The sequence below is a fragment of the Chitinophaga sp. OAE865 genome, from assembly GCF_040546735.1.
Lineage (GTDB): Bacteria > Bacteroidota > Bacteroidia > Chitinophagales > Chitinophagaceae > Chitinophaga > Chitinophaga polysaccharea_A.
In genome coordinates, this window is the sequence record NZ_JBEPOF010000001.1 from 1,983,441 (window position 1) to 2,008,890 (window position 25,450).

Annotated in this window: 24 protein-coding genes and 1 tRNA gene; 19 read left to right on the top strand and 6 right to left on the bottom strand. The window is 46.2% G+C overall.

Annotated elements, in window-relative coordinates; all coding sequences use genetic code 11:
* Positions 1 to 257 precede the first annotated feature (257 nt).
* Together ABIE50_RS08300 and ABIE50_RS08305 are read left to right on the top strand one after the other, a co-directional pair.
* Positions 258 to 2,474, top strand: coding sequence for a TonB-dependent receptor (locus ABIE50_RS08300; protein WP_354027926.1), 2,217 nt, complete (start codon positions 258 to 260; stop codon positions 2,472 to 2,474).
* 12 nt (positions 2,475 to 2,486) lie between these two features.
* Positions 2,487 to 3,278 (top strand): DUF4249 family protein, encoded by a 792-nt coding sequence (locus ABIE50_RS08305; RefSeq protein WP_209864720.1) that lies wholly within the window; start codon positions 2,487 to 2,489, stop codon positions 3,276 to 3,278.
* A 126-nt stretch (positions 3,279 to 3,404) separates the two neighbouring features.
* Here the strand turns inward: ABIE50_RS08305 and ABIE50_RS08310 are convergent, their stop codons facing one another.
* Both ABIE50_RS08310 and ABIE50_RS08315 read right to left on the bottom strand, forming a co-directional pair.
* Positions 3,405 to 3,803 carry a VOC family protein gene (locus ABIE50_RS08310; RefSeq protein WP_209864717.1) on the bottom strand — a complete coding sequence of 133 codons (399 nt, stop codon included), beginning with the start codon at positions 3,801 to 3,803 and terminating at the stop codon, positions 3,405 to 3,407.
* A 114-nt stretch (positions 3,804 to 3,917) separates the two neighbouring features.
* Positions 3,918 to 3,991 (bottom strand) — tRNA-Asp (locus ABIE50_RS08315).
* Between the two features lie 443 nt (positions 3,992 to 4,434).
* Here ABIE50_RS08315 and ABIE50_RS08320 point away from each other — a divergent pair.
* From ABIE50_RS08320 to ABIE50_RS08375, 12 genes are all read left to right on the top strand, one after another.
* Complete coding sequence (locus tag ABIE50_RS08320; RefSeq protein WP_209864714.1) at positions 4,435 to 5,034, top strand: RNA polymerase sigma factor; 600 nt, start codon at positions 4,435 to 4,437, stop codon at positions 5,032 to 5,034.
* Positions 5,035 to 5,081: 47 nt separating this feature from the next.
* Positions 5,082 to 6,035, top strand: a complete 954-nt coding sequence (locus tag ABIE50_RS08325) for a FecR family protein (protein ID WP_209864712.1) — start codon at positions 5,082 to 5,084, stop codon at positions 6,033 to 6,035.
* A 33-nt stretch (positions 6,036 to 6,068) separates the two neighbouring features.
* Positions 6,069 to 9,455 (top strand): SusC/RagA family TonB-linked outer membrane protein, encoded by a 3,387-nt coding sequence (locus tag ABIE50_RS08330; RefSeq protein WP_354027927.1) that lies wholly within the window; start codon positions 6,069 to 6,071, stop codon positions 9,453 to 9,455.
* A 17-nt stretch (positions 9,456 to 9,472) separates the two neighbouring features.
* Positions 9,473 to 11,074, top strand: coding sequence for a RagB/SusD family nutrient uptake outer membrane protein (locus ABIE50_RS08335; protein ID WP_142683590.1), 1,602 nt, complete (start codon positions 9,473 to 9,475; stop codon positions 11,072 to 11,074).
* A gap of 106 nt (positions 11,075 to 11,180) precedes the next feature.
* Positions 11,181 to 12,626, top strand: a complete 1,446-nt coding sequence (locus ABIE50_RS08340; RefSeq protein ID WP_209864710.1) for a hypothetical protein — start codon at positions 11,181 to 11,183, stop codon at positions 12,624 to 12,626.
* A 306-nt stretch (positions 12,627 to 12,932) separates the two neighbouring features.
* Entirely contained in the window at positions 12,933 to 13,625 is a 693-nt protein-coding gene (locus ABIE50_RS08345; protein ID WP_209864707.1) for a FadR/GntR family transcriptional regulator, read from the top strand.
* A gap of 515 nt (positions 13,626 to 14,140) precedes the next feature.
* Positions 14,141 to 15,058 carry a dihydrodipicolinate synthase family protein gene (locus ABIE50_RS08350; RefSeq protein ID WP_209864705.1) on the top strand — a complete coding sequence of 306 codons (918 nt, stop codon included), beginning with the start codon at positions 14,141 to 14,143 and terminating at the stop codon, positions 15,056 to 15,058.
* The gene (locus ABIE50_RS08355) at positions 15,055 to 16,200 is read left to right on the top strand and encodes a Kelch repeat-containing protein (protein ID WP_209864702.1); all 1,146 of its coding nucleotides are present in this window, start codon (positions 15,055 to 15,057) and stop codon (positions 16,198 to 16,200) included. The genes ABIE50_RS08350 and ABIE50_RS08355 overlap by 4 nt, the downstream gene beginning before the upstream one ends.
* 10 nt (positions 16,201 to 16,210) lie before the next feature.
* On the top strand, positions 16,211 to 17,440 hold the full coding sequence (locus ABIE50_RS08360; RefSeq protein WP_209864699.1) for an MFS transporter: 1,230 nt from the start codon (positions 16,211 to 16,213) through the stop codon (positions 17,438 to 17,440).
* Positions 17,440 to 18,615, top strand: coding sequence for a sialidase family protein (locus tag ABIE50_RS08365; protein WP_209864696.1), 1,176 nt, complete (start codon positions 17,440 to 17,442; stop codon positions 18,613 to 18,615). Before ABIE50_RS08360 ends, ABIE50_RS08365 begins: the two co-directional genes overlap by 1 nt.
* A 121-nt stretch (positions 18,616 to 18,736) precedes the next feature.
* Positions 18,737 to 19,171 (top strand): SRPBCC family protein, encoded by a 435-nt coding sequence (locus ABIE50_RS08370; RefSeq protein ID WP_209864693.1) that lies wholly within the window; start codon positions 18,737 to 18,739, stop codon positions 19,169 to 19,171.
* A 100-nt stretch (positions 19,172 to 19,271) separates the two neighbouring features.
* A complete protein-coding gene (locus ABIE50_RS08375; RefSeq protein WP_209864690.1) occupies positions 19,272 to 19,769 on the top strand; it encodes an anthrone oxygenase family protein in 498 nt (165 codons plus the stop codon).
* On the opposite strand, the gene ABIE50_RS08380 is transcribed toward ABIE50_RS08375, so the two are convergent.
* The gene (locus ABIE50_RS08380; RefSeq protein ID WP_209864687.1) at positions 19,761 to 20,141 is read right to left on the bottom strand and encodes a hypothetical protein; all 381 of its coding nucleotides are present in this window, start codon (positions 20,139 to 20,141) and stop codon (positions 19,761 to 19,763) included. The genes ABIE50_RS08375 and ABIE50_RS08380 overlap by 9 nt on opposite strands.
* A 2-nt stretch (positions 20,142 to 20,143) precedes the next feature.
* Positions 20,144 to 20,338, bottom strand: a complete 195-nt coding sequence (locus ABIE50_RS08385; RefSeq protein ID WP_209864685.1) for a hypothetical protein — start codon at positions 20,336 to 20,338, stop codon at positions 20,144 to 20,146.
* Positions 20,339 to 20,428: 90 nt separating this feature from the next.
* Between ABIE50_RS08385 and ABIE50_RS08390 the strand changes: the two genes are divergently transcribed.
* Positions 20,429 to 21,037 carry a TetR/AcrR family transcriptional regulator gene (locus tag ABIE50_RS08390; protein ID WP_209864682.1) on the top strand — a complete coding sequence of 203 codons (609 nt, stop codon included), beginning with the start codon at positions 20,429 to 20,431 and terminating at the stop codon, positions 21,035 to 21,037.
* A gap of 75 nt (positions 21,038 to 21,112) precedes the next feature.
* On the opposite strand, the gene ABIE50_RS08395 is transcribed toward ABIE50_RS08390, so the two are convergent.
* The gene (locus ABIE50_RS08395; protein ID WP_209864679.1) at positions 21,113 to 21,946 is read right to left on the bottom strand and encodes an alpha/beta fold hydrolase; all 834 of its coding nucleotides are present in this window, start codon (positions 21,944 to 21,946) and stop codon (positions 21,113 to 21,115) included.
* 184 nt (positions 21,947 to 22,130) lie between these two features.
* On the opposite strand from ABIE50_RS08395, the gene ABIE50_RS08400 reads away from it, so the two are divergent.
* Positions 22,131 to 22,790, top strand: coding sequence for a suppressor of fused domain protein (locus ABIE50_RS08400; RefSeq protein WP_209864676.1), 660 nt, complete (start codon positions 22,131 to 22,133; stop codon positions 22,788 to 22,790).
* Between the two features lie 45 nt (positions 22,791 to 22,835).
* Here ABIE50_RS08400 and ABIE50_RS08405 read toward each other — a convergent pair whose 3' ends face one another.
* Positions 22,836 to 23,300, bottom strand: a complete 465-nt coding sequence (locus ABIE50_RS08405; RefSeq protein WP_209864673.1) for a pyrophosphohydrolase domain-containing protein — start codon at positions 23,298 to 23,300, stop codon at positions 22,836 to 22,838.
* Positions 23,301 to 23,431: 131 nt separating this feature from the next.
* On the opposite strand from ABIE50_RS08405, the gene ABIE50_RS08410 reads away from it, so the two are divergent.
* The 3 genes from ABIE50_RS08410 to ABIE50_RS08420 all read left to right on the top strand — a co-directional run bounded on the left by ABIE50_RS08410 (position 23,432) and on the right by ABIE50_RS08420 (position 25,430).
* Positions 23,432 to 24,013 (top strand): Crp/Fnr family transcriptional regulator, encoded by a 582-nt coding sequence (locus ABIE50_RS08410; RefSeq protein ID WP_209864670.1) that lies wholly within the window; start codon positions 23,432 to 23,434, stop codon positions 24,011 to 24,013.
* A 99-nt stretch (positions 24,014 to 24,112) separates the two neighbouring features.
* Entirely contained in the window at positions 24,113 to 24,661 is a 549-nt protein-coding gene (locus tag ABIE50_RS08415) for a cysteine hydrolase family protein (RefSeq protein WP_209864666.1), read from the top strand.
* A gap of 376 nt (positions 24,662 to 25,037) precedes the next feature.
* Positions 25,038 to 25,430: a RidA family protein gene (locus ABIE50_RS08420; protein WP_209864664.1), complete on the top strand. Its 393-nt coding sequence runs from the start codon at positions 25,038 to 25,040 to the stop codon at positions 25,428 to 25,430.
* Positions 25,431 to 25,450 lie beyond the last annotated feature (20 nt).

Consider the following 25,450-nt stretch of genomic DNA (forward strand, 5'->3'; position numbering starts at 1 on the left):
TCTTTTTGTTTGCAGCTATCTGTGAAACTCTTGCGTTCTTCGCATAAATCTTTCCCTTCTTCTCAAAAATTTTTAGCGGGTAGTTTTTGATTTCATATTTGTATCGTAATCATAAAAATGATTGTCGCATGCAAACTGGAACAGACAAACGAATATGCCGATTCGCTATCAGGTCAAAGAAATTAATAGTAGCGAACCTTGTACTTTTATTAAGTACAACGCTGCTAATGGGGCAATCAAAATTTACCATCAGCGGAATGGTAAAGCAAAAATCTACGGGTGAATCACTCATAGGTGTAACTGTAGTGGTGGCAGAAAAACACAACATAGGGGTAATTACCAATGAGTACGGATTTTATTCTATTTCGCTCCCCCAGGGCAACTATACATTGCGTTTCTCTTATGTTGGATATAAGCAGGAAATAGTTCCTGTGAATTTAACATCGAACGTTACTGTGAGCATTAATATGACCGATGAAAGCAAGCTTCATGAAGTGGTAATAAGCGCCAGGAAGGAGAATGATAATCTTACTAAAGCCACCATGGGCACGGAAGTACTGAATATGAAGGAAGTGGCGAAGTTGCCGGTAATATTTGGTGAAAAGGATTTGGTAAAGACAATTCAGTTATTGCCTGGTGTAAAATCCAACGGTGAAGGAAGCAATGGATTTTCTGTGAGGGGGGGCGCCACTGATCAGAACCTGATATTGCTCGATGAAGCACCCGTGTATAATGCGTCGCATCTGCTTGGCTTTTTCAGTTCTTTCAATAGTGATGCCATTAAAGATGCCACTATTATCAAAGGAAACAGTCCCGCGCAGTATGGAGGCCGCCTTTCATCAGTGCTGGATGTGAAAATGAAAGAGGGTAATAGTAAGGATTACCAGGTGAGTGGCGGGCTGGGCCTGATTAGTAGCAGGTTGACATTGGAAGGCCCTATTCAGAAAGATAAGTCTTCATTCATGATATCCGGCAGACGCACTTATGCCGACCTTTTAGCCCGGCTTTCAGATGATATGAAAGATGTTAAGTTGTATTTCTATGATTTGAATGCCAAAGCTAATTGGGCCATCAACAGTAAGAATAAGTTATACTTCTCAGGGTATTTTGGAAAGGATGTATTCGGCGTATCATCGTTGTTCGGAAGTGATTGGGGCAATGCTACCGCAACGTTAAGATGGAACAGCATATTGAACAGCAGGTTGTTTTCCAATACCTCTTTCATTTACAGCAACTATGATTTCAATGTTGGGTTTAAAACCGATGCCAGTGAGATGAAGTTTAACTCCCATATCAGGGACTTAAACCTGAAACAGGATTTTACCTGGTATGCAAATGCCGGCAACACCGTACGCGCCGGTTTTAATATTATACACCATACCATAACGCCTACCAAAGCCGGGGGAACAGATATTGTAAGTGATAAGAAAAGCCGTAAAGGATTGGAGAGCGCTGCATATATAAGCAATTCGTGGAAGGCTTCCGACCGAATTGATATTGATTATGGGTTAAGGTTTTCGCTTTACAATTTGTTAGGCGGTGATACCTATAATATCTACAAAAACAATAAGCTCATAGATTCCATAAAATTGGCTGATGGAAAATTTGGGGAAAGTTATTACAATCTTGAACCGAGGGTTTCCGCAAGTTACAGGATAAACAATACTGCAGCCGTAAAAATAGGTTATGCCCGTAATACGCAAAACCTCCACTTGATGAGCAATTCAACCGGGGGTAGTCCTACGGATGCATGGATCGGTAACAGTTACAACATTAAGCCCGAAGTAGCCGATCAGTTCAGTGTTGGTTTCAGCAAAAACCTTAAGAACAATGTATATGAAGTAAGCGCCGAAACCTACTATAAAACCATGCAGAACCAGATAGACTATAGGGATGGCGCCGATATAAATACTGTTCCAGATATTGAAAGTGAATTACTCTTTGGCAAAGGCCGGGCCTATGGTGTGGAACTTTTATTGAAGAAGAAACAGGGAAGGCTTACAGGATGGATCGGTTATACGCTCTCCAAAACAGAAAGACAAATAAACGGTATAAACAATAATCAATGGTATAATGCGAAGCAGGATCGTACGCATGACTTGTCGGTTGTAGGTGTGTATACACTTTCCCCACGATGGACTGTATCGGGTACATTCATATACAACACCGGTAATGCCGTAACATTCCCTACAGGCAAGTATGTTTTGAACGATATGGTTGTTTATCAATATGGTGCCCGTAATGCCGACAGGATGCCGGCAACACACCGGCTGGATATCAGCTTCACTTATGAAAAACCTTCAGGGAAAAGATGGCAGGGCTCATGGAATTTTGGCCTGTACAACGTTTACGGCCGTCGTAATCCATTCGCGATTACATTTAAAGAGAATAAATATAACCCGCAAAAGATAGATGCCGTACAAACATCGCTCTTCCAATGGGTACCGAGTGTAACATATAATTTCAAATTTTAAGAAAGGATATAAATGAAAAATATTATCAGCATACTATTGACAGGATTACTTTTTACAAGTTGTGAGAAAGTGATTGATCTGGACTACAAAAGCAATGAATCCAGGATTATCATTCAAGGGAACATCACCAATGAGGCCGGGCCGTATTATGTGAAAATTACAAAATCAATTAGCCTGAAGGATACCGGAAGTTATCCAGTGATTGATGATGCCATAGTAGCCATCAGCGATGATGTAGGAAACAGTGAAATGCTTACTGCAGTTGGAAACGGAATGTACCGCACCAGGGCGCTGACCGGCGTAGAGGGTAGAACATATACGTTGGATGTGCAGGTAGAGAATCAAACATATACTGCCAAAAGTACTATACCGCAACGGGTGCTATTTGATTCTATCAGGGTAGAGACTCATCTGGTTACCGGTGAAACTGAGTACAGTTTTATACCGGTTTACCCCGACCCGATAGCAAAGGGGAATAATTACCGGTTTGTATTATGGTTAAACAATAAACTGGTTAATCAGCATTTTTTGCAGAATGATGACGTTAGGAATGGTGTTCCCAACTCTGTAAGACTGGAAGTTAACGATGATGACATTGAGTTTAAGCCTGGAGATTCGATCACCTTACAAATGCAATGCATCGATAAGAATGTAGCATTGTATTACAGAACGCTGGCTTTAATGGGCGATAGTGGCCCCGGTGGAGGTACCACGCCTAACAATCCTCCGAATAATATTTCCAATGGCGCGTTAGGTATATTTTCGGCTCATACAGTGGAGTCGAAGAGTGTTGTAATTCCATAGTGGGATTGTTTAGCTGCGGCGGAGTTCTGCTTATGGATACCCATGATTCCCGGAAGAAATAAGAACGGGCCCTGCTGCAATTATCTTAAGCGAATTAGAATGGTGCTTTCATTCCGGCAATTCTACCTATTGTAAGCTCAACTGCCAGGTAATACCAAATTTATCCCCAACCCAGCCAAATTTCTGGCTGAAGCCATAATTATCTAAAGGCATGAATATTTTTCCGTTATCAGAGAGCTTTTCAAATAGTTTTTCAATTTCGCTGTCCGTTTTACAATCCACGAACAGGGAGATCGCCGGTGTAAAATTCCATTCATGTTTTACAAAGCTATCGCTGCAAATGAAATGCTTTCCATTCAGTTCAAACTTGGCTACCATTACTGTACCTTCTTTCCCGGGGCCATCCTTTCCATAGCGTTTGATTTCTGTAATTTTAGAATTGTCAAATAATTCGATGTAGAAGTTCATTGCTTCTTCAGCATTGTTTTCCTGGAATGTCAGGAATGTTGTGATTTGTGTTTTCATATCGATTTTGTTTGATTACAGGCAGAACTGACAGGGGAAATTAAGGGGAAACGACTAACTAGTCAATTAAAATAGAAAAACCCGCTCAATGAGCGGGTTTCTTCGAGATTTCCGCGGACCGGACGGGACTCGAACCCGCGACCTCCGCCGTGACAGGGCGGCATTCTAACCAACTGAACTACCGATCCTTCCTACAGGCAAGCCTTTCAGCCATTCTGTATTCCCCGTTTGGGGTTGCAAATATATAAATAATAAATTCAATTCTCCAAATATTTCTCTCATTCCTTTTTTCTACTCCGGTGATGCATCTGGTGAATACGCGTAGTTTACCGCAGCCCCCTGTATAAATGAAACAAACAGAAATACCTTTTTTAAGGTAAGATCTACGCTTTATAAATATTCTTTACCGTTTGAAAAAGTAAATTTATATTTGGCTAAGACCAATCAGTCCACATTAAACGATCAATCAAAATTATTTTTTTACGAATGAATAGTACAGCAATAGTACTACCTCCATTTGCCGGGATTTGCTAAATCGATTTTTACTGGAAAAAAAGAGCTGGAATTCGCAACGTTAATATCCACGTAATATTAGACAATTACTTTTGTAGGGACTGTTATATTTCAACTTATGTCTGCGCTTAAGAAAGTATCTTTCCATCATACAACCGGTATGTCCGGTCAGGCTCATTTTGAAGCAGCTGTAGCTGCTTACTGGGATAAGTTACTGGGCATCGCCGTGGCAAAAACAAACCCGCACGACGCGTTTGACATTGTACAGGATGTACTACTTTCATTATGGGTGAAGTGGGAGGAAGTGCCGAAAGATGAAACACTGGAATTTTACCTGCTCAACGCACTGAAACTGCGTATCTTTAAATATTACCGTACAAATGGCCGTTACCAGGCACATCTGAAAAAACTGGAAATATTATTAAACGACACTCTGGAATCGCCCGGGGCCATTGCTTCCAATGAATTGCACGGGTTAAAGGAAACCATTATCAGTGAGGCGCTGGAGATCCTTTCACCCAGCCAGCGGCAGTTATTTATCCTTCGCGTAAACCATCATTATTCCTACCAGAAAATAGCACAGCAACTTGGTATAGACGCAGGATCGGCGCGCGTTTTATACAGCCGTGCCCTCAAACAGGTAAAAGCACATATTAAAGCAAATCCGGCTTTGTCTGCCAGTCTCGTTTCCTCATTTTTGCTGTTTACAATTTCTTAACCTTAGGGCGAGTTAACATTTTTTGTGTTGCGGGTATTCATTAACAGATGGCAACACAAAAATATCCCAGGGCCGAAGCCCTGTTGAAAAAGTTTTATGCGGGAAAATGTACGCCCGAAGAACTGGCACTACTGGACAACTGGTATGACGGTTTAAACAGCGATGCAAACCTGTCGGCCCTGGAATCCAACCTTTACCGGCAACAGTTCCTGGCCAACTTCCATAGTATGCTGCCGGCTGCACCTGTGGCCTGGTGGAAAAAACGTTCCATCCAATGGGCGGCTGCAGCCAGTATATTATTACTGGCAGGCGCCGGGTTTATGTGGGCCCGTTATACAGAGAAATCATCTGCTCCCCTGGCTGGTTTAAAATCATTCCAGGTAACCAATGAAACCAATGAGATAAAACTGGTGGTATTGCCGGATAGTTCCCGCATCTGGCTGAATACAGCTGCTTCACTTCGGTGGAAGGAAGACTTTAATAAACAAAACCGCAGTGTACAACTTACCGGAGAAGGCTTCTTCGAGGTACAGGGCAACAGGAACAAGCCATTCATTATCCGCACCCGCGATCTCGCTATCCAGGTGCTGGGCACACAATTTAACGTGGAAGCCTATGCCGGCGAAGGACTTACCCGCGTGTCCCTGGTACAGGGTAAAGTAAAAGTACGCACAGGAAAAGACAGTACTGTATTGAAACCCGGCTATGCCGCTGCCTATAATAATGAAGACAAAGCACTAAATATTTCCGCTACGGAAGCAGGAAAAGTGGCTGCCTGGAAAGAAGGCGCCTTCAGCGCTACTGATCTCCCTTTCAAAGATGCCGTAACGCGATTGTGCACACGCAACGGTTATCAGGTGAAATGGGAAAATACACAGGGCATCGAGAAGAATGTTTCTGTGCTTTTCAAAAAAGACAGCTTCGGAAAAATGCTGGGAAATCTATGCTACATCAGTCGTAAACAATTCCGTATTTCTGACAGACAGGTGATCATCTATTAAAAAACACGTGAACGCTCCTGAAAAATTCAACACATGAAAATGACATTTACTTCCGCTGATCAGCATACCCGCAGCAGCGGGCCGGCTGTATCCCGCCTGAAAAGATTCCTGCTATTGGGATGTGCCCTGTTGCCAGCTACCTTTGGATACGCCAGGCAGCAAGGGTTGAGCGAAAAAGTGAAACTGGATATTTCCCGAGCCTCCCTCTCCCAGGTGCTGAGCGCCCTTGGGCACCAGAGCAGTTTTACATTTAACTATGTTAAACAAGACTTCGACAAAATTATTGTCAGGGATTACAAGGCAGATAATATTACATTGAACGAAGCCCTCAATATACTCCGTAATAAGTCAGGTATAGAGTATAGCGTGAGCGATAAAGCCATCCTGCTGAGGAAGGCGGAAAAAGACCCGGAAGTGCAAACTACCCAGGCAATCACCCGCAAAATCACCGGCCGTGTAACTGCGGAAAATAATGAGCCTATTCCCGGTGTATCCGTTTGGGTAAAAGGCACTAAAACCAGAACGGTGACCGATGCGGATGGTAAATTTGAAATCACCCTGGAAAGCGACAAGGCAATACTCAGCTTCAGCTACGTGGGCTATGAAACAGTAGAAATGCCTGCCGGTACTTCCAATACGCTGAACCTCACGCTGAAAACCAGCAACAACGCATTGAATGAAGTAGTGGTACTGGGTTATGGTACCGCTAAAAAGGGCGATCTGTCCGCAGCGGTGTCAGTAGTGCCTGATATGAAACAGATCAAGGAACGTCCTGTACTGGATGTGGCCAATATGTTGCAGGGTAAAGTGCCTGGTATCACGGTTGTAAGTAATGGAGGGCATACCAGTAATGCCAACAGTGTAGTGATCCGCGGGGTAGGATCCCTGAACGATAATGTACTGTATGTGGTAGATGGTGTGCCCGGCGCCCCCTATAACCCTGCAGATGTGGAATCGATCACAGTATTGAAAGATGCGGCTTCCGCTTCCATTTATGGTGCTTTCTCCGGCGCCGCAGGGGTTATCCTCATTACTACCCGCCAGGCCACAAAAGGAGTGCCTAGTGTGCAGTATACCGGTTTCGTAGGCGCCAAGCAACCATGGCGCACCTTACAATCGCTTACAGCGGAACAACAGGGTAAAGTATCTGATCTGGCACAAACCAATGCCGGCCTGCCTCCGCTGGAAGGATGGAATCCTGCCAAAAACCCGGATGGCCTGGTAACCCGTACCAACTGGATGGATGAAATTTTCCGCACCGGCCTGATACAACGTCACAATATCAGCGTAAACGCCGGAACAGATAAGTTCTCCACTCTCTTCCAGGCCCGTTATGAAAAGGAAGAAGGTACACTGATCAATACCTATAATAAAAATATCTCCCTGAGATTTAATGCGAATTACGAGTTTAACAAGCATGTTAAACTGCGCCAGGATCTCTTCTGGAATAATAATGATAACAGGGATGCGGAAACTGCCAGCGGTTACAGTGGCGTTATACTCTCTGCCCTGTACATGCCACGCTCTGCTACCCCATACTACAGCGACGGTACCTTTGGAGGCGTAGGACCGAGAGGTTCCCAGTATAACGGTATCTATGGAGATGTGATCAATCCTGTAGCCACCCTGCTGAGAAATAAGCCCTATAACAAAAGAAATGACCTGCAGTCGGTGACCGAATTAACGGTGTCAGATATTATTCCCGGCCTTACTTACCTCTCCCGCTTTTCTTACCGTCAGCAAAATGCGCTGTGGAAAAACTTTGAGCCTAAAAGAACAGAGCCTGGAAAACCAAATGATCAGAATACATTAACCTATTCTACCGATAAAGGTTATAAATGGATCTGGGAAAATACCCTTAACTATAATAAGATCATTAACCGGCATAACATCGGTGTAATGTTATCCATGACCGGCCAGGAAGAAGCTAACCGCAATTTTTCTGCCGCTGCAAAAGGATTTGAGAACGAGGCCGATTGGGCACAGTTTTTTACCAATGCCACCATCTTTGATCAGAATCAGCCGGCTGATGATGAATGGAAAGACAGAACAGTATCTTATGTAGGAAGGGTATCCTACAGCTGGGCCGACCGCTACTTTGTAACTGCCAGTTACCGTAATGACGTGGCTGGTAGATTGGCAGAGGGGCACAGGTCTATAGGAGTTCCCGGTGTAACTGCCGCATGGAAGATCAGTTCGGAATCTTTTATGGATAATGTAAAGTGGCTGGACCTGCTCAAGATCAGGGGCAGTTGGGGAAGAATCGGCAACCTGGGCTCTATTGGGCACTACTACGGTTATGCCAAGCTCACGCCGGATTATACATTCCAGATTGGTGATGGAGCACCAAGGTCTAATTCCCTTGCAGTAACAAGTGCATTTAATCCATCGCTTTCCTGGGAAACTTCCCAACAATCAGATATCGGTATCGATATCGCCATTCTGAAACAACGCCTGTCAATTACCGCCGATTATTTTGATAAACTTACCTATGACCTGATCCAGCTGCAGCAATCCAACTGGCCTAATACTTTTGGTATAGGCGCACCGCTGATTAACAAGGGGGAAATCAGTAATAAAGGTTTTGAAGTAGCTGTAACCTGGAACGATCATATCGGTATGGTAGGATATAACCTGGGAGCTAATATTGCCACATTAAAGAACAGGGTGAAATCTATAGATGAAGACCCGGCTTCTGTATGGGTGCATGGCGATGCTTTCAGGGGTGTGCTCACGCCTTTCCGTTCTAAAGCAGGAGAGCCATTCTATTCTTACTGGCTGATAAAAACCGCCGGCATCTTCCAGTCGGACGATGAAGCAAAAGCTTACCAGAAAGACGGTAAAATGATCCAGCCTAATGCAAAGGCCGGCGACCTGAAATTTGTAGATCAGAATGGAGACGGCGCTATCAATGATGGCGACCGCGTATATATGGGGAACGCATTTCCCAAACTCACTTACGGGTTCACTGCCAGCTTTACCTGGAAAAATTTTGACCTGAGCCTGTTTATGCAGGGCGTAGGCGGTGTAAAACTGTTCAACGCTTTCAAAATGACTACCCTAAGCGGCTCCGAACAGGGATACAACCGTTGGGATAAAATCCTCGATGCCTGGTCTCCGGAAAATAAAGGATCCAATATTCCCCGCATCTCCGCTAATGATCCCAACAAAAACTTTCAGACCAACTCCGACTGGTACCTGGAAAACGGTAATTACCTGAGATTAAAGAACCTGCTGATCGGCTATACCTTTAAGAAAATGAGCTGGAACCAGGGACTTCGCGTATACTTCAGCGGCGACAACCTGCTCACCTTTACCAAATACACCGGTATGGATCCGGAAGTAGGTGGTGTAGGGCTTGATGGCGGACAGTTCCCGGTATCGCGCGTGTTTTCCCTGGGTGCAAATATTAAATTCTGATCAAACCAAATGCTTTTATGAAAACAACATTCAAACATATATTCCTTGCGGGGTCACTGATGCTGGGGGCAAGTGCCTGTAACAAATGGGTAGATACAAAACCCAATGGTGCGCCTACTACTGCCTATTTCTGGCAGAGCGATAATGATCTGCGGAAGGCTACCAACGACATGTATGTGGCCATGCGTAATGAATCTACCTGGGGCCGCGACCTTTTCTGGGTGCAGGATGCCAGCGACGACCTGATTGTAGGAAGAGCGAAGGCCGATGGTGAAAATATCAAGAACTTCATTCCAAGTGGCCGGGAAGGCTACCTGACAAGCGGCTGGAGCGATCTGTATAAAATGATGAACCGGGCCAACCAGGTGATCCAGAATGTGCCCACTTCAAAAAATACCACGGAGGCTGCCCGCAACCAGGCATTGGGCGAAGCGTATTTTATGCGCGGGTTCGCTCATTTCTGGGTAGCCTATCTCTGGGGGCATAAAGACCAGGGCGTGCCTTTCGATGGACCGGAAAATCCGGAGTTCGGAAAACGCATTCCACCACAACTGCCATCTGTAACAGATAACTATGCACAGATCATCAGCGACCTGGAAAAAGCAGCCAGCCTGCTGCCCCTGTTTGAAACATACAGCACCTCCGACCAGGGTCGCGCGCATCGCGCCGCAGCCTGGGGATACATGGTAAAAGTATATGCTTACTGGGCACAGTACGACGCTTCCAAATGGGCGCTGATCCCCGCTCTCGCAGATAAGATCCGGGACGAAGGACACCGCGCGCTCATCAAGGGCCAGGCAACCAGCCAGCAGAATTACCGCGCTGTATTCAGCATCGCCAATAACTGGAGCTCAGAATATATGTGGTCAGTTACTTCCGGTGTACAGGGCGGCTCCGAGTTTCCCGGCGTAGTACTGGAAAATACCGGTTGGGCTATCTTCAACGGCTGGGGCTATTTCCAGCCTACAGAAGAACTGTATGACGAATACGAAGCCAATGACCCAAGACGGGAAGTGACCATCCTGAAATTCGGGGATAAATTTACCTTCTTTGGCCTGGTGCGCTCTTACTACTCCACCAACAGCTTATCCGGTTTCCAGATGAATAAGTACATGGAGCCCTATTCCTATGGTAAAGACGGCGTGATCACTACCAACACTAATATTAACCAGAGCCCGGACTATCCAACCACTGCGCTCAATTTACCGTTGATGCGTTATGCAGAGATCCTGCTCTTTAAAGCAGAGGCGCTGATCAAACTGGGCAGGAGCGGCGAAGCTGCCGCACCGCTGAATGAAGTGCGCAGCCGCGTAGGACTGGCCGGCATTGCAAATCCTACCATGAATGATCTCAAACATGAGCGCCGTGTGGAACTGGCCTGCGAATGGACAGACAGGCTGCAGGATCTGAAGCGTTGGGGCGATTATGCGAAGATCAATGCGCCTTTACATGGCCGTATCCACAGCGATAAGGTAAACCCGGCATCGCCTTACGAAATAAAACAGGTATGGCCTGCACGTAATTTTGATCCGGCTAAGCATATGGCATGGCCGATGAACCCTGATGTAATAGCGCAGAGTAACGGCGTTTACAAACAGGTGCCTGGCTGGAGGAATTAACCGGCAATAGCGAACAATGATACAGGCGGATGGTAAGCGTAAAGATATTTGCATATCTTCATGCTTGCCATTCGCCTCTTTTGTTCATTCCTTATGCTATTGTACTATGCCACGGAATCATTTGTTCACCGCCATTATCTTCTTCTTTGCCGCGTTTACAGTTAGTTGCGCGGAACGCAGCCCTGCACAAACTGAGCCTGATACCACCGATTCAATACCCGGTACCAGCCGGCCGTTGTTCAGGGATTTTATGGGACTTAACGGCCATGTTACACTCAAGCCTGACCTGTACAAACAGGTATGCAGGTTGTTACGCAGTTATCATAACATCAGCTGGGATGTGAAAGCTCCCGGCGATTCTATCACCATTCCCAACACCATTAATAACATTAACTGGAAACGCGATGTATACGGCCCGTGGAAAGCGGCAGGGTTTGAAACAGATATCTGTATGCAGTTCCTGGGAGTGGGATTAGGTAACCCGGATTATAAAAAGTTATGGGCTGGGCATGAGCAATGGGCATATGATTACGGGAAAGCAATGGCCACTTATTACGGCCCTTCCGGGGCAGAAAAATTATGTACCTCCGTGGAAATTGACAACGAGCCCGGAACGCGTTTTGACCCGGCGCTATTCAAAACCCTCTTCACGAAGATGGCGGAAGGCGTACGTGCCGGGGATCCGCAGATGAAGATCGTTACGCCTGCAGTGGCCGTGAAAGCAGATCCTTACTCACAGGGACTGAATGATCTGTATGGAGATAAAGAGATACTGCCTCTTTATGACGTGATCAATATACATACTTATCCTACCATCGAAAAATCGGCCAACAGTGAAAACAGCTGGAACAGGAGTTACCCTGAAGATAATTCCCTGCAATACCTGAAGGTGATTGAAGAGGCAATTGCCTGGCGTAACAGGTATGCAAAAGATAAGGAAGTTTGGGTAACAGAATTTGGTTATGATGCCTGTACACCGGAGGCCATGAAGCACCGGAAAGACTGGGCATTGAAACTAAACTGGCAGGGGGCAAGCGATCTGCAGCAGGCGCAGTACCTGGTGAGGTCTTTCCTGGTATTTGCCACGCTGGACATCAGGCGCGCTTACCTGTATTATTACAATGATGAAGACGAGGCCTCTTTCCACGCTGCTTCGGGGCTTACACGGAATTTTGTTCCGAAGATGTCGTTCTGGGCGGTAAAGCAATTGTACCAGACATTGGGCGATTACCGTTTCCGGCGGGTGGTGAAAAAAGAAGCAGATTCCCTGTACGTGTTTGAGTTTGTGAAGGGAAATGATTCACGGTCGCTGGCCTGGGTGGCATGGTCGCCAACCGGCGCCCGGACCCATGAACAGAAAGGGTACCAGCCGCGTGTAGTAAATGCGGAACTGCATGACCTGCCATCATTGCCGGTAAGCGTTACTGCTATGAGCACCACCAGCGAACCTGCAAAAGAGGTGACATGGGAGAAGACAGGAGTTACCAGTATCCGTTTACCGGTTAGTGAAAGCCCTGTTTACATTTTGTTCCAGGCTGTCTTGGAACACTGATTATGGTGATTATAATGATTATGATGATTTTATTTTGGAAATTGAAAAGAGATAAAGGCAGTAATATGCTTTCATTTCAGCAAAACCTCCAAAGTAATAATCATCATAATCCTGGATCAGACAATCTCCGCTTATATCTCCCCCTACAAATCCCCAAAGTATAATCATCATAATCATCATAATCCTGAGTTAGACAACCTCCGCTTAGATCTCCGCTCCAAAAACATAATCCTTAGTCAGACTAAGACCCGCTCCGGGATCTGCTAATTTGTAGTACATTTAAACAAAATTATCACATCCTCTTTTATGGGAATCGGGAATTTACATATTGATATTGAAAAGGTGAGTTATAAAACAATGGCAGACGAAGTGGAGATGAAGCTGCTGGAGTATCTTAAGAAGAAATCGTTCAAGCCCGGAGATGCGCTGCCTAAGGAAATGGAGCTTACAGAAGCGCTTGGAGTGAGCCGTAACGTACTGCGGGAAGCCCTCAGCCGCCTGAGGATGCTGGGCATGATTGAAACAAAAAAACGCAGGGGAATGATATTATCCAGCCCTGATATCCTGGGATCGCTGGAACGGGTAATGGACCCGCTGATCATTGACGATGCCACGCTGCAGGATATTTTTGAACTGAGGCTTACCCTGGAAATGGGACTGGCCGATATTTTATACATCCGCAAAACAAAAAAGGATGTCGAAGAACTGGAGAAAATTGCCCTCAGCCAGAAAACAACTTCTACTAAACAAAATTTCCGGATCAAGCATGAAGTGGAGTTCCACGGCAAAATTTACCAGATGACCGGTAACCGCACTATGCAACGCTTCCAGACCATGCTGCTTCCTATTTTTGGGTACCTTGTAAATGAAGAGAAAGTACCGGTTGTAGGCAAGGTATCACATACCGACCTCGTAAACCTGCTGAAGAACGGTACCAGGGAACAGTTCAGGGAAGGCATGCGGGAACATCTTGAACATCATTTCAGGAAACTGAAATAGGACGCTGAGTGAAGCAATATTCCTGCCGGTTAGTACCTGCAATAGCATGAGTATTTTGCCCAATGCTTATTCTATCGTAGCTCAATTGCCCGATATAGTTTTCAATCCGGATCTTTCTTGAGCTTCAAAGTCATCCTCCTGGATTGCATCATACAAAAATGATAATCCTTTAAACTTAAAAAGCCAGCCTTACCGCATTTGTCATTCTGTGTAAACTGATGCAGCTCATGAATACCAATCAACTTCAATAACATAAAACAAATTATTTTTCATTAAAGCCATCCCTTTCCTCTCCTCCCTCCGGCAAAATATTTAACCACTCCCTTCTTTTTTCTGAAAATGTTTTGCGGTGTCGATTTTTTTATCCAATTTTAATATGTAGTACATAAGTATTTAATGGCATTAGCGCAGGACTATTGAAGCAGGTTCCCCGTGTGAAAATTGCGGGGTACTACCCTGCATAAACAGCCGGTTTGTATCCTGGCTCCCGGCTAACCTAATAAAAGTATCATTTCATGAAGCACGGACATATTGAAGGACTGATTGCCGCCGCATTTACTCCCTTTCACGGCGATGGCTCCCTGAACCTGGAGCTGATACCCGCTTTAACAGATAAGCTGGTAAAAGACGGCTTAAAAGGCATTTTTGTTTGCGGCAGCAATGGCGAAGGCCCCAACATGACTACCGAAGAAAGAATGCAGGTAGCAGAAGCATTTGTAAAAGCGGCCAATAAGCGGTTGCTGATCATAGTGCACGTGGGACACAGCAGTATTGCTGAATCGCGGAAACTGGCAGCACATGCGGCAGCCATAGGCGCTGATGCGTTTTCCTCGGTAGCGGCATTTTATTTCAAACCGGCTTCCGTACAGGTGCTGGCAGATTGTATGGCGGATATTGCAGCTGCGGCGCCGGCATTGCCTTTTTACTATTATCATATTCCCACGCTTACAGGTGTAGGAATGGATATGATGGAGTTCCTGGAAACAGCAGGCAACAGGATCCCCAACCTGGCAGGCATAAAATATACTTCTTCCACTATTCACGAATATCAATCCTGTTTTAATTACCAGAACAAGCGCTTCGATGTATTGTTCGGATTCGACGAGCTGTTATTACCTGCGCTGGCAGTGGGTGCAAAAGGGGCTATTGGCAGCACTTATACTTTTGCGGCGCCGTTATACCTGCAAACAAAAGCGTATTTTGAAAAAGGCGATATAGAAGCCGCACAACAGCAGCATTTATTCATGGTGGAAGTGATCAGGATCTTTGCAAAATACCCACCCATACCGGCGCAAAAGGCCATTATGAAAATGCTGGGCTGGGACCTGGGGCCATGCCGGCTGCCACTCACCACGCTTAGCCCGGCTTTATATGACCGGTTATATAAAGAGCTGGACGGGATATCGTTTTTCCGGAAAGTACAACATTCATGAAACGGATACTTTATGCAACAATATTCATGATGACGGTGAACATAGTAAGCGCCCAGGAGAAAAGTGTACGCAAAGTAGAGTGGTCGGTCGCAGCAATGCTTCCGCCTGCGGCCGGGCTGCATCAGCAGCCCGGTGTGGCCGGGCCGGTAGCGGGCATCAGCAATGGTCTGCTGATCGTTGCCGGTGGCGCCAACTTCCCGGATGGCATGCCCTGGAACGGTGGTGTAAAAAAATATAAACAGGATATTTATATTTTCCGGCAAGATGAAAAAGGCCATATGCTACCAGGGAATGTAAGCCGGCAAACATTGCCGCAACCGGTAGCTTACAGCGCCAATGTAAGCATGCCGGACGGACTTATATACCTGGGCGGGGAAAACACCAACGGCCCCACCGGTAATGTAATACGGTTAACGGTAAACAATGATGGTGAAATCAATTTTACCAGGTTGCCACCATTACCATTGCCCCTCACCAATTTATCGGCAGCTTGCTACGGGCATACCTTGTATGTAGCCGGCGGTGAGTCTGTGAATGGAACCTCCAATAAATTCTTTTCACTGGATGTATCCACACCAGGCGCCGCCTGGCAAACGTTGCCGGATATGCCCACGGCGGCTTCCCATGCAGTGATGGCTGTACAGGACGGGGGCGTGTACCTCATTGGCGGCAGGCGTAAGAACAGCAACGGCATCAGCGATATTTTCAACACTACTTACCGTTACGATTTGCAGAAGCATACCTGGGCTCTGAAAGCGCCGCTTCCCTATGCAGTAGCTGCAGGATCGGGAGTAGCCATAGGAGCGCATGAGATCCTGTTTTGCAGTGGCGACAGGGGAGAGGTATTCAGCAAAGCAGAAGTACTTAATGCAGCTATCAGCAATACAACAGATACACTCAGAAAGGCAAGGCTGACAAACGAAAGAAAAGCGCTGCTGAACACGCATCCAGGATTCACAAAAGAAGTGTGGTTGTATAATACCCTTTCCGGCCGGTGGACGGCAACTACTTCCCTCCCCATGGAGGGCCCGGTTACCACTACTGCTTTATTATGGAAGGGAAAGGTTATCATTCCTTCAGGGGAAATAAAGGCGGGTGTTCGCACACCAGTGATCATATCGGGCAAAATTATTTTTAACTGATCTGTATATCATGGCCAATAAAGGAAGTTATCGTTGGGTAGTAGTAGGGTTGCTATGGGTAGTAGCCTTGCTGAATTATATGGACCGGCAGATGCTGTCGACCATGAAACCCGCCATGCAGGCAGATATTCCCTCATTGCAGTCGGCTGCCAATTTTGGCTACCTGATGGCCATTTTCCTCTGGATCTATGGATGTATGAGCCCTTTGTCCGGCATCATTGCAGACCGGATCAACCGGAAATGGCTCATTGTATGCAGCCTGTTTGTTTGGTCCGGCGTAACCTTTGCAATGGGCTATGCTGCTACATTCCGGCAGTTGTATTGGTTACGCGCCGTGATGGGAGTGAGCGAGGCTTTGTATATACCTGCAGGGTTATCGCTGATTGCAGACTATCATACTTCCTCTACACGGTCGCTGGCCGTTGGTATTCATATGACTGGGTTGTACATGGGGCAGGCACTGGGTGGTTTTGGCGCAACTATCGCCGCCAGGTTTTCCTGGCATTCCACCTTTCATGCTTTTGGTATGGTGGGTATTGTGTATTCCCTGGTACTGATAGCATTCCTGCGCGAAACCGTGAAAGCGCAGGTGGAAGTGAAAGAAAAACCACCTTTTCTGAAAGGGATTGGTTTGCTGTTGACAAATATTTCTTTCTGGATATTGCTGTTCTATTTTGCCATTCCGAGTTTTCCCGGCTGGGGAATTAAGAACTGGTTACCGACTTTATTTTCTGAAAGTTTACAGATAGATATGTCGGCCGCAGGCCCTCTATCTACCATTACTATCGCGGCGTCCTCCTTTTTCGGTGTGATCTTCGGCGGCATACTGTCCGACAAATGGGTACAGCACCATACGAAGGGCAGGATCTATACCAGCGCTATCGGGTTGTCGCTGACCATACCGGCCCTGCTACTGATAGGAATAGGGCACAGCCTGGTGCACGTAATAGGAGCAGCCGTTTTGTTTGGTGTTGGCTTTGGTATGTTCGATGGCAACAATATGCCTATCCTTTGTCAGTTTGTACCATCCGGTTACCGCGCTACCGCATATGGTATCCTGAATATGTCAGGCGTATTTGCCGGCGCTGTCATCACCGATCTGCTGGGACGCTCCACGGATGCGGGCAACCTGGGGCAAAGCTTTGCTATGCTGGCAGGAATTGTACTGGTGGCTATTATTATCCAACTGAGCTTTTTGCGTCCCAAAGCAAATGATATTGACCTGGTAAATAATAAATAATGATGATTAAAAAAATAGTGACAGCGTTCCTGCTCATATGCCTTGGCACTGCATACGCGCAGCAAAAAGAAGTACCGGTTTTTGTTTCGGGAACAGATGGTTATAAATCATTCCGTATCCCCGCCATTATCGCACTGCCGGATGGCGATCTACTGGCATTTGCAGAAGGCCGTGTAAATGGTGGTGATGATTTCGGAGATATTGATCTGGTAATGAAACGCAGTAAAGACAAAGGCAAAACCTGGTCGCCCATGCAGATAGTGGCAGGGGGCGATAACCTGCAGCTCTCCAACCCCGCGCCCGTGGTAGATCTTACAGACGCGGCCTATCCCGGCGGAAGAATCTTTCTTTTTTACAACACCGGTACTCACCGGGAAAAAGATATCATTAAAGGGATAGGAATAAAGCATTGCTTTTATATCACCTCCACAGATGGCGGCCGTACCTGGGCAGCGCCGGTGGATATCACGCTGCAGGTACACCGGCCCAAACAACCGGGGATAGACCCTGCGTTTAATTTTGCGGAAGACTGGCGCTACTACGCCAATACGCCGGGGCATGCCATGCAGTTTTCCGAAGGAACTTTTAAAGGAAGGATCTTTATTGCCGCCAATCATACTGCAGGTAAGGCATTGCCCGGTGCGCGGCATTACATAGCGCATGGTTACTACACTGATGATCATGGTAAAACATTCCATTTAGGTAACAGCGTTGATTTACCTGGCAGCAATGAATCCATGGCGGTACAGCTTTCGGGCAACAGACTGATGATGAACAGCCGCAACCAGGCAAAAGATGTGAAAGAGCGGATCGTATCTATCAGCAGCGACGGTGGCGCTACCTGGGATACCACTTATTTTGATCACCAGCTGCCAGACGCTGTATGCCAGGGCAGTATACTGAACGTGGGTACCTTCAAAGGAAAAAATATCATTGCTTTTTGTAATGCTGCCGATTCACTGGAAAGGGATAATCTTACGCTCCGTATCAGTTTTGACGACGGGCGTACCTGGAAAAAAAGCTATGTGATCTATAAAGGCAACGGATCAAAGAAGGCCGGTTATGCCTATGCTGCCTATTCTGATATTGTACAGACAGGCAGGAAAAAAACAGGCGTCCTGTATGAAAAGGACCACTATTCGTCGATAGTATTTACGGTAGTGAACTGGAAATAAGCCGTATTGTGGAGGCTGTCGCAATTAGTACGCTATTTTGTCGGATTTGGCCATGCCGGGTATAAAATACTCGTGCTATGTTTGCATTAACAACAACGGTTAATATTTAAATCTTACAAAAATGCAAACAACTAATAACGCTACAAAGATCACTGTAACTGCAACTATCAATGCACCCGTTGCGAAGGTGTGGGAACTCTGGAATGCACCTGAGCATATCGTAAAATGGAATACTGCTTCCGACGACTGGCACAGCCCGAAATCTGTGAACGACCTGCGCCCGGGCGGTAAGTTCGAAACACGCATGGAAGCCAAAGATGGCAGCTTTGGTTTTGATTTCGGCGGTGTATACGACGAGGTGGAGGAAAACGAGCTTATTGCCTACACTATGGGCGATGGCAGAACTGTACGGGTTATTTTCTCTGTAACCGGCAATACTACCACTGTTACTGAAACTTTTGATGCAGAAGATACACACAGTATTGAAATGCAACAGGGAGGCTGGCAGGCTATCCTGGATAATTTCAAAAAATATACAGAGGCACTGGCTCAGTAATTCCCGGGCAGCCATTCTTTCTGCAATATATTCAGCCGCACGGATCACCCGGTCCATGCGGTTTTTTGTATCTTGCCCTTATCACTTAAACCTGTAGTATATGGGACTTATTTTCCTGCAGATCTTACTGGGAATTACGGCTGTCTCCACTGCATTGACAGGTGGCCTTTTTTATGCCTATTCCTGTTCTGTCAACCCCGGGCTGGGCCGGTTACCAGATAGCAGTTACCTGTTGGCCATGCAATCCATCAACCGGGCTATTCTCAATCCTGTTTTTTTCGCTTCCTTTTTAGGGTCGCTGGTATTGCTGCCTGTTTGTACCTGGGCATATATCAGTTATGATGTATCACCGGGAAGCTGGTGTTTGCTGGGGGCTACCATTATTTATATAGCGGGTGTTTTTGGGGTGACGATGGGCGGTAATGTGCCGCTCAATAATGCGTTGGACAAAGCGGATCTTGCAGCTGCGGATAAAGATGAGCTGGCGCGGCGCCGGGCTGCTTTTGAACAGCCGTGGAACCGCCTGCATACAGTGCGCACGGTTGCGGCGGTGGTTACGGTAGGGTTGGTAGTAGCAGGATGTATCGGGTTAAAGTGACCGGACTTTATGTTTCACATAAGTTTGTTTCCCATGCACATAATAATAAAACAAGGCCCCGCCAAAGTAGGCCATCACATCCCAGGCATCGCCGGTATAAACAGGCGAAAACCGCGGCATTACCCATTCAAAAACAACAGACATATACAAAGCCATAAACAGTAAGTAATACAGGGGATAGTTGTAGTGCTCATTATGTACAATATACCTGCGTGTAAAAGTAAGGGCCACATGTGCTATAGCTGGTACTGCAATGAAATCGGTAAGGTACCCGTTCAGCAGCGGAACCGGCAGGTGCATATACCGGGAGAACCGGATGATGCACCAAAGGGCGCAATAAACAAGAAACAACGGATCAAATAAACGTTTCATTTTTATAACACGAACATAATGGCGCCTCCGAGTAGCAGCGTTACCAGTAACGCCATTACAGCAAACAGGTAGAAGCCACTGTTCTTCAGCAGTTTTACGGGTACGGAATCTGTTGGTTTAACCGGGAGCACACTGCTTCTGAGCCTTTGCCATATGGGCTGATTTTCTTCCTGCTGATCATACGATTCATTATTCATACCATCTGTATTTAGAACAAATGTACTAATTAATTTAGAACAAATGTTCTAACCTGCTTCTTTTTTAGATCAATTGTTCTAAATTTGGGAATGGATACGAGGACAAATATTCTCAAAACAGCGCTGGAACTTTATAACAGCCAGGGAGTGAACACCATTACCAGCAGGCATATAGCAGCAAAAATGGGGATCAGCCCTGGTAACCTGCATTATCACTTCAGGCAAACAGATGAGATCATAAGAACGCTGTATGAATTCCTGGCTGCTGATTTCGACAGGTTGATGTCGGAACTGGAGTCGGTTACGCCCGCTACCCTGGACACGCTTAATGATTTCTCTGTCCGTTCGCTGGAGCTGGCATATAAGTACCGGTTTATATTCTTACATTTTGTGGAGATCAGCCTGCGCGTGCCATCTATCAGAAAAGATTATTACGCCTTAACCCGGCGCCGAACAACAGAGTTCTTTACTATTTTCAGACAGCTGAAGGCCGACAGGGTATTCCGGGATGATTTGCCGGAAAGCGTTTGGGAGGCGCTGATCGCGCAGATCTTTATTGTGGGCGACTTCTGGCTATCGAATAATGAGTTAACAGGACGGCTGAGGGGAGGCAATGCTATAAAACATTATAGTAAAATTATTGAAGGTATGTTTTATCCTTACCTCACCCCAGCCGCGCAACAGCGTATGAGGAAGTAACCAGGCTATTACGCTTTTAGATGATCCTTACCTCACCCCACCACACAATTACATATGGCGGAGTAAACCGCCCGGTTATGATCTTAGAAATTCAATGATCATGGTGGTTACCAAAACAGGTAATTTACTCTGCTTATCAGGCGCGCAAACTTCTCCTATATAGTCCCCATGGCCTCCCGGCAGGATGGCCGCCTGCGCATGCGGTAATGTGCGCGCCAGCAGCAGCGCATGTTCCGGCAGTATCGGCTCGGTATAACCGTTGATCACCAATGCCGGCGCCTGGATGCCTTTTATGGCTTCATCGCTGATGTCCTTAAAGTTTTTCATTCTCGCCACATCCCGGCGGAACATAGCTTCAAACCCTTTGAGGTCGGGATTGGCAGCCAGGTAAGCTTCTTTTAATTGCGGGGGCATCTGGTTAATCGTGATGTTATTGAAGCCTTCAAAAAATCCAGGCGGTGTACCGCTGCGTTTGTAGAGCGCAGAAGCGAGTACCAGCTTATTCACCAGCTCCGGGTGCCGTATGGCAATTTGCAGCGCTGTGGTACCTCCATTGCTGAAGCCCATAATATTTGCTTTGGTGATATGCAGCTGCGCAAGCAATGCGGCTACATCATCGGCATCCTGTTCAAAGCTCAGTGGCCGGTCAATATCCGCGGTGTGGCCATGCGCCTGCAATTCTATGGCTATTACCTGCTGGCTTTTTGCCAGCTCCGGCAGGATGACGCCATAATTGGAAACGATAGTGGATCCACCGCCATGCAGTAATACCAGCGGCGTGCCGCTGCCGTGGATTTCATAATACATTTTTAAACCGTTTACCATTGCATAGTGACCTGCCTGCTGCTGTGCTTTCATCTGGAAATGTGCCAGTATTAATAAGAGAACAATGATGGATATGCGTTTCATGCGATATTTAATTTTGATAAGGCAAACCTACATTAAAGCAGCAGACCCGGATGGGGGCAAAAATGTCATTTTGAAGGGCTATTACGACAAACCATCTTCCTGTTTTTAAAGCGGCTTTAAGCATGGCTTTTTTCCCCAACTTGGCTTATATTGTCGTTATTTAATTGTTTAACCTGATATTCTTATGACCCCCGGGGAATATAAACAAAGATTCAGAGAGGAAGACGCTGTTGGTTGGCTTTCTATAGATGATACCTTGGAAAAGGTATATGGTAAAACAGAGCCCCGTCACTATGGGCCGCTTTGCGGCATACATTATATGGCGGGAGGGACAGATCCGATAGATGGCGCCAGTATTTATGATTCTACCAAACAAGACTTTCACCGCCATATTATCAGTTATGGAATGTCGGAGCTTTACTACGACAGTGAAAAGGCAGGTGGCGAATTCAGTAAATGGGGCTTTGAATTTACTTTCAGGCTGAAGCCATTTGCCGAAGACCAGGCGGACCCTTTATGGGCGGTGCATGTTATGAATAACCTGGCGCGTTATGTATTTAACAGCGGGAAATGGTTTGAAGAGAATCATTTTATACCTGCAAAAGGCCCTATACGGCTGGATACCCAGACAGAAATAACTGCCTTCGTGATAGCGCTTGATCCGGAACTGGGAAGAATAGAAACTCCGCATGGAGAAGTATCTTTCCTGCAACTGGTAGGGATCACCAATAGTGAACTGGAGAAATTAATGCGGAACCCTACTACTACAGAGGTGGCCGCATTGATCAGTGATTTGAGGAAAGATAACCCGTTACTGATAACAGATCTGAACAGGAGATCTTAAATAATGAGCCGGGTGAAGACGTTCCGTTTCCACCCGGCTTATGCCTTACAACAACCTGCTTAACTGCGCAGCAGAATAGTTGACAGATTTCAGCGTTTTATTATCCGACTTCCGGTACACCAGGTAAAGATCATCAACCTTTGTATAATAGCATTCTGTATTTTCAGTTTTGCTGTAATGCGCAACAGTGCTTTCAGCTTCTTCTGGCGATTTACAGGCTTTACTCATATTAGACCTGTGTACCTCGTTAAAAAGCGCATTGAATTTCTCTCCCAGCCCAAACTCCAGGATGGCGCCGGATAATACATATTGCAGGTCGCAAAGCGCATCTGCTATTTCCACTATATTGTTTCCCGCAATAGCTTCTTTCAGTTCGTTCAGTTCTTCCTGGATCAGCGATACCCTTAAATCACATCTTTGCGGGCTGGGGATGGTAGGTGTTTTTTCAATTGGATGTCTGAAGGTGCTGTGAAATTCCGCAACACTGTTTAGCGCTTTTACATCTTCCATGATCAGATAATATTTATGTCCGAATGTAAGGATTATTTGAAAATTATGTATTGCGGCAACCAGCCTGTTGAAAGATGTATGGTTATTGCGCAACGATTAGGTAACTTCCCGCATAAATTGATACAGATCCAATGGATGGACAGGCACTGATTCTCCGGAATGTCAGCAATTATATCTCCATTACCGGGGAGGAGCAGGCATACTTTCTTTCGCTCCTGCAACCAAGAAATTATCAGAGAAAAGAATATCTGCAGCGGGAAGGCAGCAATTGCAATAACTTTACCTTTATCACTACCGGGTGTGTGAAAAGCTATCTCCTGGATCAGAAGGGAGAGGAACATATACTTACCATTGCACCGGCAGACTGGTGGGTGGTTGACTACATGAGCTTTGTTTTTGGGCAACCCGGCAACCTGTTTATTGAAGCCATCGAAAATACCAGTACCCTGATACTTACAAAAGAGAAACGGGAAGAATTGTTCAGGAAGATCCCTCCGTTTGAACGGTACTTCAGGATCCTTACGGAGAGGGCCTTTGCTGTGAATCAACAGCGGGTCACGGATATATTAAGTCTTACAGCGGCGGAACGTTTTGAAAAATTTCAGCAACGTTACGCACACATTGCCAACTCCCTCACGCAGCAACAAATCGCTTCCTTTATAGGCGTAACACCTGCCTTCTTCAGCCGGATGCTGAAGGCAAAACGTAAATAGTTCCCTGTGCATTATTTAACATCCGGGTTGATCTAGGTCAATCCGGATCTGTTGCATTGTGCCCACCTTTGTTTAAACTTTTCAGTAAAACAAAAAACAATGGGAAAACAGGCATTACTTATTATCGATGTTCAGAACGATTACTTCAGTGGAGGTAAAATGGAACTGGTAAACCCTGAAAGCGCAGCAGGAAATATCAGCAGGGTATTGAAAAAGAGCCGGAAAGAGGATGTACCGGTCATTTACATTCAGCACATGGCCACCGATCCTTCTGCAGGGTTCCTGGTAGCCAATACCCCCGGTGTTGAAATTCACTGGAGCATAGCCCCCGCAGCCGGGGAGAAGGTGATTGTAAAACAGTATCCCAACAGCTTCCGTGAAACGACATTAGAGGAATATCTGCAGGGGCTGGGAATTACCCACCTGGTCATTACAGGGATGATGACGCATGTATGTGTGGCAGCCACAACCCGGGCAGCGAAAGACCTGGGCTACAGCTGCACCGTTATTTCCGATGCCTGTGCCACCAGGGCGCTGGATGTTGAGGGAGAACAGATAGCAGCTTCACTGGTGCAGAAGACTTTCATGGGCGCACTGGCTTTTTATTATGCGGATATCAGGACCACGGAAGAGTTCCTGGGGCACTGACTACATCCGGGGATCCGGTAACGGATCCCCCGGTTACTTTGCCCATACTTCACGGATACTTCACGGATGCTTAGGAGTCGTCTATGTGTGGTACTCCTCATATAGTCTCCATATAGTCATTATACTGTACTCATGCACTACTGACGCACTTCCAATGCTTAGTGCATGCACTTACCCTGATTACGGCTACGAAATCCGGCAATAAGCGGCAAAACCGGCTGATTGGGCTTGTCGCTTATTGCCCGGATGTTAATTTAGCGGTAGATCTTAACATATAAACTTAAAATAGCGTGAACCGGTGTGACATAGGGTTGTCACACCCTGCCTGTAGCTTTGTTAAAAGCAATGATTTTCAAAACTAAAAAACCAGATCAAAATGGAAAAAAGAATCATCGATCCCTGGAAATGGGCAGAAGCAACTAACTCAGCACAGGCGGTTGAAGTGAAAAACCCAACCGGAACGCTGTATTGTTCAGGACAGGTAGCCATAGATGCCAACGGAGTGCCAGGCGCTGCAGATATGCGCTCCCAGCTTATCCAGGCAATAGAGAACCTGGAACATCTTATTAAAACCGCAGGCTACGAATGCAGTGGAATTGTAAGACTGAATGTATACACCACTTCTGTTTCAACTTTTTTTGCAGAGTGTGCAGATATTTATGCCGGCTTCATTGCCAGGTATGGTATCAAACAGGCAACTACCCTGCTGGAAGTAAAGGGGCTTTTTGCAACGTTAACAGTTGAACTGGAAGCTACTGTTGTAAGATAACAAAGGGGCAGGGGCTGATG